The 13,302-nt window shown below is 50.0% G+C and carries 10 protein-coding genes; 2 read left to right on the forward strand and 8 right to left on the reverse strand.

From position 1 onward, the window contains the following. Positions 1-14: 14 nt before the first annotated feature. The 5 genes from AC6R03_RS06060 to glpA all read right to left on the reverse strand — a co-directional run bounded on the left by AC6R03_RS06060 (position 15) and on the right by glpA (position 6,449). The gene (locus AC6R03_RS06060; protein ID WP_500632095.1) at positions 15-1,496 is read right to left on the reverse strand and encodes an FAD-binding domain-containing protein; all 1,482 of its coding nucleotides are present in this window, start codon (positions 1,494-1,496) and stop codon (positions 15-17) included. Between the two features lie 92 nt (positions 1,497-1,588). Continuing rightward, positions 1,589-2,170, reverse strand: a complete 582-nt coding sequence (locus AC6R03_RS06065; RefSeq protein ID WP_500632094.1) for a hypothetical protein — start codon at positions 2,168-2,170, stop codon at positions 1,589-1,591. 64 nt (positions 2,171-2,234) lie between these two features. Beyond that, positions 2,235-3,470, reverse strand: a complete 1,236-nt coding sequence (glpC, locus tag AC6R03_RS06070) for an anaerobic glycerol-3-phosphate dehydrogenase subunit GlpC (protein WP_500632093.1) — start codon at positions 3,468-3,470, stop codon at positions 2,235-2,237. Then, on the reverse strand, positions 3,467-4,807 hold the full coding sequence (gene glpB / locus AC6R03_RS06075) for a glycerol-3-phosphate dehydrogenase subunit GlpB (protein WP_500632092.1): 1,341 nt from the start codon (positions 4,805-4,807) through the stop codon (positions 3,467-3,469). The genes glpC and glpB overlap by 4 nt, the downstream gene beginning before the upstream one ends. Then, positions 4,794-6,449: an anaerobic glycerol-3-phosphate dehydrogenase subunit A gene (gene glpA, locus AC6R03_RS06080; RefSeq protein WP_500632091.1), complete on the reverse strand. Its 1,656-nt coding sequence runs from the start codon at positions 6,447-6,449 to the stop codon at positions 4,794-4,796. The genes glpB and glpA overlap by 14 nt, the downstream gene beginning before the upstream one ends. A 423-nt stretch (positions 6,450-6,872) precedes the next feature. Here glpA and AC6R03_RS06085 point away from each other — a divergent pair, with 423 nt between their 5' ends. Together AC6R03_RS06085 and glpK are read left to right on the forward strand one after the other, a co-directional pair. Next, positions 6,873-7,730 carry an MIP/aquaporin family protein gene (locus AC6R03_RS06085; RefSeq protein WP_500632090.1) on the forward strand — a complete coding sequence of 286 codons (858 nt, stop codon included), beginning with the start codon at positions 6,873-6,875 and terminating at the stop codon, positions 7,728-7,730. Between the two features lie 72 nt (positions 7,731-7,802). Beyond that, entirely contained in the window at positions 7,803-9,311 is a 1,509-nt protein-coding gene (gene glpK / locus AC6R03_RS06090; protein WP_500632089.1) for a glycerol kinase GlpK, read from the forward strand. 48 nt (positions 9,312-9,359) lie between these two features. Here glpK and AC6R03_RS06095 read toward each other — a convergent pair whose 3' ends face one another. Genes AC6R03_RS06095 through AC6R03_RS06105 form a run of 3 tightly spaced genes read right to left on the reverse strand, consistent with a single transcriptional unit; the run spans position 9,360 to position 13,061 of the window. After that, complete coding sequence (locus AC6R03_RS06095) at positions 9,360-11,756, reverse strand: hypothetical protein (protein ID WP_500632088.1); 2,397 nt, start codon at positions 11,754-11,756, stop codon at positions 9,360-9,362. A gap of 24 nt (positions 11,757-11,780) precedes the next feature. Further along, the gene (locus AC6R03_RS06100) at positions 11,781-12,443 is read right to left on the reverse strand and encodes a fimbrial biogenesis chaperone (RefSeq protein WP_500632087.1); all 663 of its coding nucleotides are present in this window, start codon (positions 12,441-12,443) and stop codon (positions 11,781-11,783) included. 54 nt (positions 12,444-12,497) lie between these two features. Then, positions 12,498-13,061 (reverse strand): hypothetical protein, encoded by a 564-nt coding sequence (locus AC6R03_RS06105; RefSeq protein ID WP_500632086.1) that lies wholly within the window; start codon positions 13,059-13,061, stop codon positions 12,498-12,500. Positions 13,062-13,302: the final 241 nt, after the last annotated feature.

A 13,302-nucleotide genomic window follows, 5' to 3' on the forward strand; every position in this document is an offset into this window, starting at 1 on the left:
TCACCATGTATTGATCACCGCGCGTTGACTTTTGACGAAGCACGAACATGAGTGGCAAGCACCTTACGTCCCTCACGTTTAACATCTAGACGCTTTTTCCAACCCCATAAACGCTCTCGCGCTTCACTGGCCGCTGCATCGAGATCAATCACTGGCCTGAGATAGGGGCTCTCTTGGGGCAACTGATACAACGCGGCTTCCATTGCACTCATGGTCCACGGTTTGAACAGCAGCGGTGTGGGCACCTCAGAAAGCTCCGGTATCCACTGGTAGATAAATTTTCCGTCGCTATCGTGCTCCTGCGCCTGTTTGACCGGGTTGTAAATGCGAATGGTATTGGTGCCCGTGACACTGGCTTGCATTTGAAACTGGGGATAATGAATACCCGGTTCAAAGTCGAGAAACAGCTGGGCCAAATGGTCAGCGCCCAAGCGCCAATCGATGTTCATGTGATGCGTCAACACACTGACCAACATCGCGCGCATACGAAAGTTCAAGTACCCCGTACGATGCAAACAACGCATGCTGGCATCCACCAAGGGTATTCCGGTTCGCCCTTCTTTCCATGCATTGAGTTTTGTTGTGCTTTCCACGCACTCTCTGGCCAACAAGGCATCATACGCCCTATTGACGCAAACAAACTCCATCTCACACTGAGACTCAAACTTTTGCATGAAATGGCAATGCCAATGTAGCCGCGAAGAGAAGGCGACCATGCTTCGCCTCAACCCCGGACTATGCCAATGAGCCAGCAGTGCTTGATAGACTTCGCGCAACGACAGATTGCCCCAAGCCAGATAAGGTGACAATCGACTGCACGCATGTCGAGCAGCCGTAGGGCTTGAGATACTTCGATAATAAGAAGTCGCTCGGCGATCAAAAAAATCTTCTAATGTACGCCACGCCATCGTCACGCCACCAGTTTGAAAGCCACTCACTTTTTGTTGCCAAGCCTCAGGGGGATCCATACGCCATTGCTGGCAGCGTTGATCGAGTTGAGCGATATTGCCGTCGGAAAGCGGCACAGATTCAATCGATGTGCGCATTACGGATGACCAATGTTGATCCCAACCGTCTCGATTCTTCGCTCCCCTAATCACTGCGCCCATCGGCGATTCAAACCAAGCAATCTCTTTTTGTTTGAACCATTGGCTCATGCGCCGATCTCGTTGGAAAGTCACATCTAAACCAATTTCTTGATGGGAATAGACGGCGGCAATGGTGTAACACTCCGCCAACGCCTCGAAACACGCTTCTGCTGAACCTTGCAGGCAGTGAACCTCAGCCTCAAAGGGGGCCAGTTGCTGATTGAGATCTTGTAGTGACTGCCACACAAAGCGCCAATGCCGCTCACTGTAGTGGGGATTTCTGAGCAACTCTGGCTCAAATAGATACAAAAGTAATGTCGGTCTTCCTGTCTTTAAAGCGCGATTTAGTGGCTCATGATCGCTCAGCCGCAAATCGCGCTTAAACCAGACGACGTTGATAGATTGCATGTGTACTCCTCATTATTCGAGGGTTTTACGTGCAATCCAAATGAAGCGGTCACTCTTACTTTACCGTAATGTCAACTCTGTTCACGATGAGATCAACGCGATGAAGACTGCGCCGATTCTAACCGTTTGGCTATTTCCTCTTGCTGCTGAGAGATCGAGTCTAGCGCCTGTGCTGTGGTCTTTATTGCTCCGGCCATTGAGGAGAGATGTGAAGTCGCGCCGAGCAGTGTCGCTTGCATCGGACGCAACACGAACCAAAAAATGGCCGATATTATCCCGATGATGACCACTCCAATCAGTGCGATCGCCACCAGCACTTGCTGGCGCAGCTCATCAAAGAACTGCTGACTTTTTGTGGCGATGGTCTGTTTAGAGTGCTGAAACGCGCTTGGCAGTGCCTCCATAGACTGTCTAGAGAGCAATACCAATTCGTTGAGATTGCCAATGGTTTGGTCGAGTTTTTCTTGCTGTTGCCCTGTCAAGTGCTCACTTTGCGCGATGTCTGCAAGCGCGCTACCAATGGTATCTAACGACTGTCGGGTGTCATCCAGTGCCCGCTCAACTCCCTCCAACTCTAATGTCATCGACACCTGTACAAAGGGCTGATGCGCCTCCTCCTCTGCATTCACCACTGATGCCAATAGCACCATACTCACGCCTAGCCACCACTTCATCGCCCTATCCTTTTGATTGTCTGTTCTTTGACATCATAGCGCTAAGCCATCGAAGATGTCGTCTTTAATTACTTGGATAAGGAGATTGAGACTCAAGCGCCATCGCCAACAACGTCATCGGGTGGTGACACGCGAGGGAAGTATTTTCTTCAATCTGCCATTTACACGCCTCACAGTCGGTTATCGCATAGTCCGCACCGGATTCTTCCATCGCCGCAAATAAAGGCGCCCCTATCGCCATTGAGGTGGCGTAGTTTTCCGATTTGAATCCATAAGTACCCGCTAATCCGCAGCACTGACTGTCTAACACTATCACGTTTAGACCGGGGATCCGTTTAAGCAGTTCGATGGTAAAAAGATGCTCACCACTCCGCTCAAGGTGGCACGGCGTGTGGTACACCACCACTTTGTTTAATGGTTTGAGTGTCGGCCCCTCGCCTTGCTCAAACGCGCGCAGCAAAAAACGACTGAAAAAATGCACGTCGTTGACAATGGCATCATTCTCAACCCCTAGCACGTGAGGGTACTCCTCTTTCAATGCTAAACAGCAACTGGATGACGTTGAGATCACGCCGTGGCTGGAGCCATGTAACGCAGCGGTCATCTGCTCAACGTTGATTCGCGCGTTTTTACGCGCTTTGTCTAAAAAACCATTGGCAATCAAGGGTACGCCGCAGCACTTTTCTTTATCGAGTAAGGTCACGCCATAATTCATCGCATTTAGGACCGCAACCACATCTTTGCCCAGTTGCGGATGGTTGTAATTGACATAGCAGCCGTGAAAATAGCTCACATGTCGGGAAAACTTTACTTGTGACGACTTGTGCTTTTTAAACCATGCGCGAAACGTGCCTTGGGCATATTTAGGTAAGGACTTGTGGTGATCCACCCCTAAGGTTTTGTCCAAAATAGTTTTGACTGGAATCAGTTGCGTCATCTTGTTGACAACGTGTCCCATCGGCGTGGCCAGTGAACCGAACAAGTCGGTGTGGCTGAGCACGTAATCGCGTACGGTTTTTGGGCTAAGCGTTTTTTTCCCTAAGGAGCCTTTGGCGTTCGCGATCAAATCACCAATGCGAACCCCAGAAGGACAAGCGGTTTCGCATCGCTTGCAGTTGGTGCACATCGACAGGGCCTCATCATAGTAATCTGGGCTTTTGATGCGCAAGCGTTCGCCATCCGGGCCACACTGTTTCGGGCCGGGGTACAGAGGGTTGGTCTTGGCGACCGGGCAATACACGGTGCACACCGTGCATTTGATGCAGTTTTCAAAAGACAATTGACCAACTTGAGCGTTCATACCTCAACCTCCTCTTTAAAAGCTGCGTGTTGATGGCTCTTTGCGATTGCAGTGGCTGCGTGATAAGCGGTGCTGATGGCGACGCCGCCCCCGCAACCTTGCTTAATCGGATCAAAGCCCTGCAACAGAGTGCCAACGCAACGCACGTTGCCCACCGTCTCGCCATTCAGTAGAGGGGAAAAATCGGCATTGGTCTTGACGCCAAACGCCAAGAAAGGTTGGGAGTCGGCAGCAAAAAACACGTCATTGGCCCAGTGGTCACGCTCGTCATCGGCACTAACGTCAAAGTGAAAACGCGGCTCCTGCACGGCTTGTCTCTCAGCCACCAGTCCACCACTAAAGAAACTGCCGGTCGCCATAATATAGTGAGCCGCACGCAATGGCGTCTTGCTCATCTTCTCGGTATAAATCTGCTCCAGCTGATATCCCGATTCCGACTCGATGAGCTCGCCGCCAACCACGCTGTCACCTTTGAGCACCACGCCACCCAACTGACGAACCGCGCGAGTCAAACACTCTTCAATGCGTATGCCCATCAACGATGGTGGCATGGTCGCCACTTCAAATAACTGTCGCTGTGTCTGCACTCTCAGCTGTTCAAGGAGGATTAGCCCATCGCCATTTCCGAGCAAGGCAGGTATCACCACGGCATCATCCGCTTGAGACACACGTAAAAGTTGGTGAGCGAATTCGTTCAGGACGTGGGGCTGTCGCAATAAGCGCGATAAATCAATAGAGCGCAGATCGCCACATTGACGGCCAAACCCACGCAGCGAAGGCAGGTCTACAGTGATACTGCGGATGGTTTTGCCTGTGAACATCGGTTGCTGCGCAAGGTAATCACGAGTCATGTTGGGGTGAAAATCTCGAAAGCCCGCTATCGATACCACAGTAATTCGGTGAAAAACGCTGAGCGCTGACCCATCAAAATCCGTACACAACGCATAAGGCTGAGAAAACCACGTCGGTTTAAGCGTGCCCACCGTTGTGAGTCTCAAGTGGTTTTCTTCTTGACCTAAGGTGCGCATCGGCAAGCCTTGCTCAGCCATCATAGCGCCGAACCATTGCATCGCTTGTCGCACTTTGTCTGCGCCTAATTTAGCGTAGGGATGCATTGGGCAAGCTTGCGTCAGTTCGTCTATCGCGGGATACGGTAAGCGCACCGCCTGTCCCGTCACTGGCGAGTGGGCGAGCAGATCAATCGAGCCTGATGAAAAATGCATCGCACTTTGCCCACTAGAGACCACCGCTGTCTTAAGGCCCAATTGCAAACAGCGCAGTGCGGCACTTAGGCCGGATAGTCCTGCGCCCATCACAACCACATCATAATTGAGCATCTGTCGCCTCCTCGTTGCGGGTTAACTGTGCGTTATAGTCGGTGGGTTCGATACTCAATAGGCCCTGATAGACCCAATAACTGAACTCGGCCTCACGTAGCGCATCTCCCCATAAAATCGGTTTCACCCCTTTCCAGCGCTCTTCAAGAAACTCGACCAACAGCTCGCCTGATTCTATTCCGCTACATTGGGTAAACTCATCGAAAAGCCCCGCCGCGCGGTAGGTGCAAAGCTCCCCTTGGCAGGGTCCCATTCCAAGACGCGTCCGGCGGCGAAGATCAGTCAGGTTGTGAACATCAAGCTCTTTAATCGCGTATTCGATTTCGCCACTGGTGACCATTTCACACTCACATATCACACTTTGGCTTTGCGGGGTTTTCATGAGATAGCTGATAACGCGTTGACCGTGGCGATCCACCGCGGCTAATTCTGCCGGTTTGGCCTGCAATGCATGGCGACGCTTGGCGGTTTGAGGAGGTTCAGAGCCGGGCAGCGGACGGCGGTGAGTGTCACACTCCGCCACATGACCTAATTTAGTAGCAATCAAATCCGTGGTCATTTGGGCCATCAAGCGGTAGGTCATCAACTTACCACCGGTAATGGTCGTGAAGCCCTTTAGGCCGTCGCGACTTTCATGGTCCACCAACACAATACCACGGCTGATATTTCGACCACTGCCATTGTCATCCAAGGAGACCAAAGGACGCACCCCCGCATAAGCGCGCAGCACACGACTGTGCGCCATGATCGGCGCAAGTTTCGCCCCTTCTTCTAACAGCAAATCCACTTCTTTGGCGCTCACTTCTAAGCGATCGATCTGATCGTAATCAATGTGCTCTGACGTAGTGCCGATGAGCGAAATCGTATCGGCGGGGATCAGAATGTCAGCGTCAGCGGGCTGGCGACACCGATTTAACACCACATTATTGATGCGATAATCGAGCACCAACAGCGAACCTTTCGCTGGGAACATGGTGATATTGAGATCGGCGTATTCGCAAATAGTCTGCCCCCAAATGCCCGCAGCATTGACCACCTGATCAGCCCAGATCTCAAAAGACTCGCCCGAGCGTCTACTTTGGCAGCGTACACCCAGCACTTGATCTGCAACTCGAATAAGCGACGTGACCTGAGTATGGGTAAATAAACGCGCGCCGTGATCTTTGGCATCAAGCACATTGGCGGCACACAAACGAAACGGATCCAAAGTGCCATCGGGCACTTGCACCGCGCCGAGCAGGCTTGGATTTGCATTGGGTTCCAGCTTAAGCGCCTCTTTAGCACTGAGAAGTCTTGTCTCTATGTCAGCGGCTTGGCATGCGTCGACAAAGGTTTTTTGGTACTCAAGACCATCTTCTGGTAATGAGATAAATAACCCGCTGCTGTCTTCAACACAATGGCGCGCAATGCGTTTAAGGATCCGATTTTCTTGAATGCACTCTCTCGCCGAATGCGCATCCGTCACCGCATAACGCGCACCGGAATGGAGTAAACCGTGATTGCGCCCCGAGGTGCCCGCAGCCAAATCATCACGCTCGACCAAAATACAATCGATGCCGCGCAACGCGCAGTCACGCATGATCCCTGCTCCCGTTGCGCCGCCGCCAATAATGACCACCTGAGTTTCAAATCGCGTTGCCATCGCCGACTCCCGTTTGTCTATTCTGCTTTTAGTCTCGCACGGTTTGTGGCTACCGTTTCGAGATCACACTCACAAATGCTCGAACGAACATTAATTGAGTATTTTCACAACATAGATGGAGTAAGAGAAGAATTGATAGTTTTAATGAACAACTGGTGAACAATCAGGTAAAACACTAATAATAAAGTACTATAAGCGAGTATTTCTACGTAATCCAAGATTAACTATTAGTTAACACCACTAATTAACCATGATATTTATGTGGAATAGATAACAAAAACGAACAAAATAAAAACATTTTCGCTCAAATCAACTTCATATGAGAGCGAAGTACCGTTTCATATCCAACCTTTTCTATACACTCACTCGCGCTCAATCGGTTTTTGTTGTACCGAACCAACATCCAACCTTAAGGACATCATTATGGCTATACGTAAAGATCACACTCTATTAGGGCAGTGTATTGCCGAGTTTATAGGAACCGGATTACTCATTTTCTGGGGGGTGGGCTGCGTGGCAGCGTTAGTACTGACAGGCGCTCAATTTGGTCAGTGGGAAGTGAGCATTGTATGGGGCATGGCGGTCGCTCTGGCGGTGTACTGCACCGCAGGTGTATCGGGCGCGCATATTAACCCAGCGGTGACCATCGCGCTTACGGCTTTCCATGGGTTTGAAAAACACAAAGTCATCCCCTACATCGGCTCACAAATCGCTGGCGCGTTTTGCGCAGCGGCGCTCATCTATGGCTTATATGGCAATCTGTTCGTCGAATGGGAACTGGCCAACGGCATCGCAAGAGACACGCCTGAAGCGCTGGCGACCGCCGGTATTTTCTCCACCTTCCCTAACCCATCGCTCTCCTTTGGCGGTGCGATGGCCGTGGAATTTTCCATCACCGCCGTGCTGATGTTTGGCATTTTGGCCTTTGGTGATTCCAACAACGGTGGTGAATCTCGTGGAGCGATGGTGCCGCTATTGATTGGCTTACTGGTCGCAACGATTGGCGGTTCATTAGGGCCTTTGACCGGTTTTGCGATGAATCCCGCGCGCGATTTTGGTCCTAAACTGTTCTCTTTCTTAGCGGGCTGGGACTACGCTCTCACTGGCGCGAAAGAGATTCCTTATTTCATCGTCCCCATCATCGCTCCCATCGCTGGCGCCTGCTTTGGCGGTTGGCTGTACCCGAAAGTCATCGGCGCGTACCTCCCCGACGATGGCGGCTGCACCAGCCCAGCGCAATGTGATGATTGCGTCGTTGAAGATAATGAAGTGCACCCATAATGCACGCGGTGCCTCGTCAACTCGACAAGGTCTACCTACAAAAAAGCATAACGTGATAACAAGGATTACCCTATGACTACTCAATATATTGTTGCTCTTGACCAAGGAACTACCAGTTCTCGTGCCGTTGTACTGGATCACGACGCCAACATCGTCAGCGTCGCACAGCGCGAATTCACGCAAATTTATCCCGAAGCCGGCTGGGTGGAACATGACCCACTGGAAATCTACGCCACACAGAGCTCGACACTCATCGAAGCGCTAGGACAAAAAGGCATCACCTCAGATCAGGTCGCCGCGATTGGTATCACCAATCAGCGTGAAACCACCGTGGTATGGAACAAAGAGACCGGTACCCCCATCTACAATGCGATTGTCTGGCAATGTCGTCGTACAGCCAACTTGTGCAAAGAGTTGAAGCAACGTTCCGGCCTTGAAAGCTACATCAAAGAGAACACTGGCCTGGTGTTAGACCCGTATTTTTCCGGCACCAAAGTCAAATGGATTCTCGACAATGTTGAAGGCGCCCGCGATCTGGCGAACGAAGGGAAGTTGCTGTTTGGCACCGTTGATACCTGGCTGGTTTGGAAGATGACTCAAGGGCGTGTGCACGTCACCGATTACACCAACGCCTCTCGTACCATGTTGTTTAATATCAACACCCTTGAGTGGGATGAACGCATCTTGCAAGAGTTCAACATCCCCCTATCCATGATGCCTGAGGTGAGACCGTCCTCAGAAGTGTATGGCAAAACTAATATTGGCGGTAAAGGCGGCACTCGCATCCCTATTGCCGGTATCGCTGGCGATCAACAAGCGGCGCTGTTTGGTCAAATGTGTGTCGAGCCCGGCCAAACCAAGAACACCTACGGAACCGGCTGCTTCCTACTGATGAATACCGGTCATGAGAAAGTCACCTCGAAAAATGGCCTCCTCACGACCCTTGCTTGCGGGCCAAAAGGTGAAGTCGCCTACGCACTCGAAGGCTCTGTCTTTATGGGCGGCGCATCGATTCAGTGGCTCAGAGATGAAATGAAACTGCTCGAAGATGCCCACGATTCAGAGTACTTCGCGACCAAAGTAGACTCATCCAATGGCGTGTACGTGGTGCCGGCGTTTACTGGGTTGGGTGCGCCGTATTGGGATGCATATGCTCGCGGCACCATTGTCGGAATGACACGAGGTACAGGTTCGAATCACATCATTCGTGCCACGCTCGAGAGTATCGCCTATCAAAGCCGCGATGTGATTGATGCGATGCAAGCCGATTCTGGCATCAAACTCTCCACACTGCGCGTCGATGGCGGCGCTGTGGCGAACAACTTCTTGATGCAATTCCAAGCTGACATCTTAAACACCCAAGTTCAGCGACCAAAAGTGACTGAAGTGACCGCACTAGGCGCCGCATACTTAGCCGGTATTGCGGTCGGATTCTGGGATGGATTGATGGAAGTCTCCAACAAAGCGGAAATCGATCATACCTTTATCCCTCACGATGATCCGGAGAAACGCGAAGCCCGCTACAGTGGTTGGAAACGCGCCGTGCGTGGCGTGCTCGCTTGGTCTGAAGTGGTGAATTAAGCACTAACATTAGCAGCGCACTCATACCGTGTGCGCTGCTCTTGTCTGTTAGTTGGTGTTCACCTGCAATGGTCCCAAATCAATGAAAGTCCCATCCACGACCTGATCTTCTCTCACTTGAACAATCATCTCTTGCGCAGCGCCATCATAGAAGTAGACTCGGTAATGGCCCGGAGGGAGAATATCCAGCTCAAAGCTGCCATCTTCACCGGTAAAAAACGGGTAGGTCTGTGAGGAGTTCTCTTTTTGAAACTCACCGACCAAGTCTACGATGGGCTGTTCATTGCGGTCATAAAATTGGCCGCTCACAAAATAACCACGACTTATCGATAGCTCGTAAGCCGTACCCGATCGCCGATGGCTAATCGATGCAAACTTACTGACCATCAGCTCTTCGTTGAAGTCGAGCTCACTACCGTCAACGTTGATGGTTTTATAACTGCGATTGGCCCCCTCAACCAGCTTATACGCCCCTTCTCCCTCTTCTTTAGGAACAATCTTCATCCGACCATATCGGTCCGTTTTTAACGCGTAGGTGTCTTGAAACTCTTCAGGCAATGAGACTATGGTAAAGCTTCCTGACACGGGTGATGTCCAAACTACCTCGCTGCCCGCCCAAGCCACCGCGGTCTCTGCACCCACTGTCAGGGTTCGGTTTTTGCTGTCTGTGTTTTCATTGCTGGTCGAGTAGCGCGCGTTCCAATCAACCCTATCTCCGTAGATTTTCCCGTACCCATCGAAGCCCTCGTAATCCGTATCATTGAACCTCGCACTGGTGCGCCAGTAATAGTCGGTTTGAAACTGCGATGCGGTCAGTTCATTTTTGTTCACATCGGTACGCGTATCATAAGAGGAGCGCGAATAGACACTGACATTGTTCCAATTCAATGGCAGAGACATCGAAAAATAGACACTGTGGTTGTCTTCACCATAGGCCCGCTCCCAGCGAAAATTCAAGCTGGTACTCAACCGATTAAACCAACGATAACTGGTATTGATCGACGCAGTTTGCTTGACGCTCTCACTATTTTCGAATGCGTTACTCAAAACGAATGATAAATACCCGTTCTGAAGTGGTGTACGGACACCGGAGCTTAACGACACTGTGTGTGTCAAATGCTCGGCAGCCGACGAATCATTCAGTTCGTAGTTCACATTGACACTTTCTAAACTGTCAGCAAGCAACGTATCGGCATAGAAGCTGATATTGCCTTGGTGACTATACACATCCGACTCTTCGAGATAATACCCATCAATGGAAATAAAATAGTCACTGAGCGCAAAATTGTTGCTCAGCATAAATTTCTTGCGCTCCTCTCTCCACTCAACCTGAGGAGCGCTCGTCCACCAATCAGTCACACCGTAAGACATAATGGCTTGGGCACCCAGTTTATCTCTATCGAGATACTTGAAACCGTCGTCGTCATAGTCTTGTACGACACCCACCACCCATTGCGTTTCCAAATCGCCTTGTAGTATCAGATCAGGACTGTCGACAACATTAAAGAATCGGCGCTGTTCCACACCACTCTGGTCAACATAAACAACTTCGACTTCATTTACCCCCTGTTCCAACGGTAAATCGCGGATGTTGTATTGACCGGCTGCCAACCTCAGCACTCGATAGTCTTCACCATTGATACGAACCGTCACAAGAGATGCCGACTCTAAGGTTAGAGGCACGCTGTTTGGACGATTGAAACTGTTCAAGTATCGGGGCTGATAAGAGTAGGACAAACCAAATAAGTCTCCACCCGGTAAAGTGCTAATCGAGGTCTGTGTTTGGTAGTCCCCCAGCTGAAACAAGCCAAAATCATCAGGTAAGTCGTAAGTCAGGCGAGTTTGATTTCGATACCACTGACCTTGCCCATCCCAATGCCGATAACTGTAGCTATGCTGATCTTCCAGCGTGAAATGACCTAATGCGATAGCGCCTTTTAAGGTCATCAACGTCGATTGATACTCAGTGTCAACCAAGTTTCTAGAATGTGACAGACTGGTGTTGATCACACCGCTAAATAAATTTGGCGTCACGTGCTCAATACCTTGCGGAGGGACATGCGAGCCTCGCATCGTCATAGGTAAATCAATGATCTGTTTTTCTTCGACGGGGATAGCGATAATGATCCTGAGCTCATCGGGTAAATATTGAACCTGCCATCCAAGCGCGGTCAATTGCTTGTTGGTTATCTCGCTGTCAGCGAACTGGCTTCTCAATGACTCTAGTCTCGTGCTGTCTAATGACTGCGCCAGTACCTCGATAAGCTCATCACCGCTGAGCGCCCAATACATTTCGTTCTCATCATCAAGGTATGCCGTTATTTCATATGGCTTATCGAACACGATCACATCGAGCGGAAATTCCAGCACAGAGCCAGAACTCAACGGCGCTACCAGACTCAGCAGTAGGACAGCACAAGACCCACACTTCACGCCACGCACCATAGCACTCCTTGCCTCCAATGCGCGTTATTGAAGCAACACTTGCGCTTGGTCATAGCGCCCTTGCACACGATTGAGTGGGATATGCACTTCACTGTCGGCTAAGACATTGATATTGGGCAGTGTCCCCTCATACTGCGTACTGCCTTGCTGGCTACTGAGTTCTAACTTCCAATCCGTTAGAACGATATGTTTATTGCCTGCGTTCTTGAGTTGCAGAATGTAGCCCTGCCCTTGCTCAACTAATGTCGATATCAAGTTCGCCTTAGCTTCATCAGGGGTAACGTATAAGGCTGTTGCAAAGTTGTATTTTGTTTTGACTGACTGCTCCTGCTGCTCTGAGACATCAATATCTAGCGATTGAAACAGCACACGAAAGGCTTGCTCACTGGTGAGATTTCGCTTGCCAAGATACACCACTTTAATCCGCTTCTTCTGCCCCGACTCCAAGATAATTTTGGATGGGAAAGCGCGCAGCAACTTAGTCGCTTCACGTTGCTCCTTGCCATCAAGAGCAATACGTCGTGTTGTCGCGACTATCTCGTAGGCAGCGCGCTCAGAGCTAAGATTTTCTAAGGTAAAACTCGCCGATTTTTCTTTTACGCCAAGAGATACACTGAGTGGCGAGATGTTGAAGTTAGCCAGAACAGGACAAGCCATTAAGATCAATAGAGCGATAAGGTAGTGCATACTATTCCCTCACTGTCTACAAAGATAGGGAGGGTTTCCCCTCCCAACTTCTCGTTATAGCGCAACGAGGTCGAACGTTAGTGTCTCGGTATAAACACCGGAGTAATCAAAACTCTCGGTCGGTACGAGTTTAACTTTAAAACTCGTCAAATCAGTCGTTTCACCACCACCAAGTAGATAGACTGAGCCTCCATCCATATCTACAGCTCCACCGCTAAAATCAGAACCAGTATAGTCAAATTGAGATCCAGTAGATACTGCCTCTAGCGTATATTCAACAGTACGAGCAATAGCTGAATCATTGTTTGAAAGTACACCATTTGACGCTACTACAGAGACCTCGAAGCCTCCTGAAGCATTACACTTGACTCTACCTGTAATTGGTTGGCTTCCATCTCCCAAACCGTTCAGCTCGCTCGTCACATATTGTTCACCTACACTACTGACAGAATCCACTGGACCGTCAACGCTTCCATCGCTGCTCGTTGCCCACATACCGATGTTACATTCCTCTGCGACGGTCTTAGAAATCGTGGTTGCTGCGGATTTCATTTCGGCTTGTGCAAGTGAACTGCCAGTCGCAGCAAGAATGGCGACGGTGATTGCTAACTTTTTCATAGTATTTCCCTTTTTTACCTATTCATTTCATTGACGTTTAATTGCGTCTCAAAAGTGACTTCCTTCGTGAGACGTCAATTATCTTAAACAAGAACATCCGTCATCCTAGAACCAAGATAAGAATGATTTGGAGTGTGAGAAATAGGCGTAACAAGGGAGAAAAAGTATGAATAGTTACTCATACTTTTCTCTATTTACGTTGTGGTTCGATTCATACTACGCGTATAAAAAAAGCAGCGTC

Source organism: Vibrio sp. R10-SG-ISO4, from assembly GCF_059834135.1.

What these genes read in the sequence shown, in the direction of transcription:
- AC6R03_RS06060 (WP_500632095.1), bottom strand. Translation starts at nt 1,496, where the DNA reads ATGCAATCTATCAACGTCGTCTGGTTTAAGCGCGATTTGCGGCTGAGC.
- AC6R03_RS06065 (WP_500632094.1), bottom strand. Translation starts at nt 2,170, where the DNA reads ATGAAGTGGTGGCTAGGCGTGAGTATGGTGCTATTGGCATCAGTGGTG.
- glpC (WP_500632093.1), bottom strand. Translation starts at nt 3,470, where the DNA reads ATGAACGCTCAAGTTGGTCAATTGTCTTTTGAAAACTGCATCAAATGC.
- glpB (WP_500632092.1), bottom strand. Translation starts at nt 4,807, where the DNA reads ATGCTCAATTATGATGTGGTTGTGATGGGCGCAGGACTATCCGGCCTA.
- glpA (WP_500632091.1), bottom strand. Translation starts at nt 6,449, where the DNA reads ATGGCAACGCGATTTGAAACTCAGGTGGTCATTATTGGCGGCGGCGCA.
- AC6R03_RS06085 (WP_500632090.1), top strand. Translation starts at nt 6,873, where the DNA reads ATGGCTATACGTAAAGATCACACTCTATTAGGGCAGTGTATTGCCGAG.
- glpK (WP_500632089.1), top strand. Translation starts at nt 7,803, where the DNA reads ATGACTACTCAATATATTGTTGCTCTTGACCAAGGAACTACCAGTTCT.
- AC6R03_RS06095 (WP_500632088.1), bottom strand. Translation starts at nt 11,756, where the DNA reads ATGGTGCGTGGCGTGAAGTGTGGGTCTTGTGCTGTCCTACTGCTGAGT.
- AC6R03_RS06100 (WP_500632087.1), bottom strand. Translation starts at nt 12,443, where the DNA reads ATGCACTACCTTATCGCTCTATTGATCTTAATGGCTTGTCCTGTTCTG.
- AC6R03_RS06105 (WP_500632086.1), bottom strand. Translation starts at nt 13,061, where the DNA reads ATGAAAAAGTTAGCAATCACCGTCGCCATTCTTGCTGCGACTGGCAGT.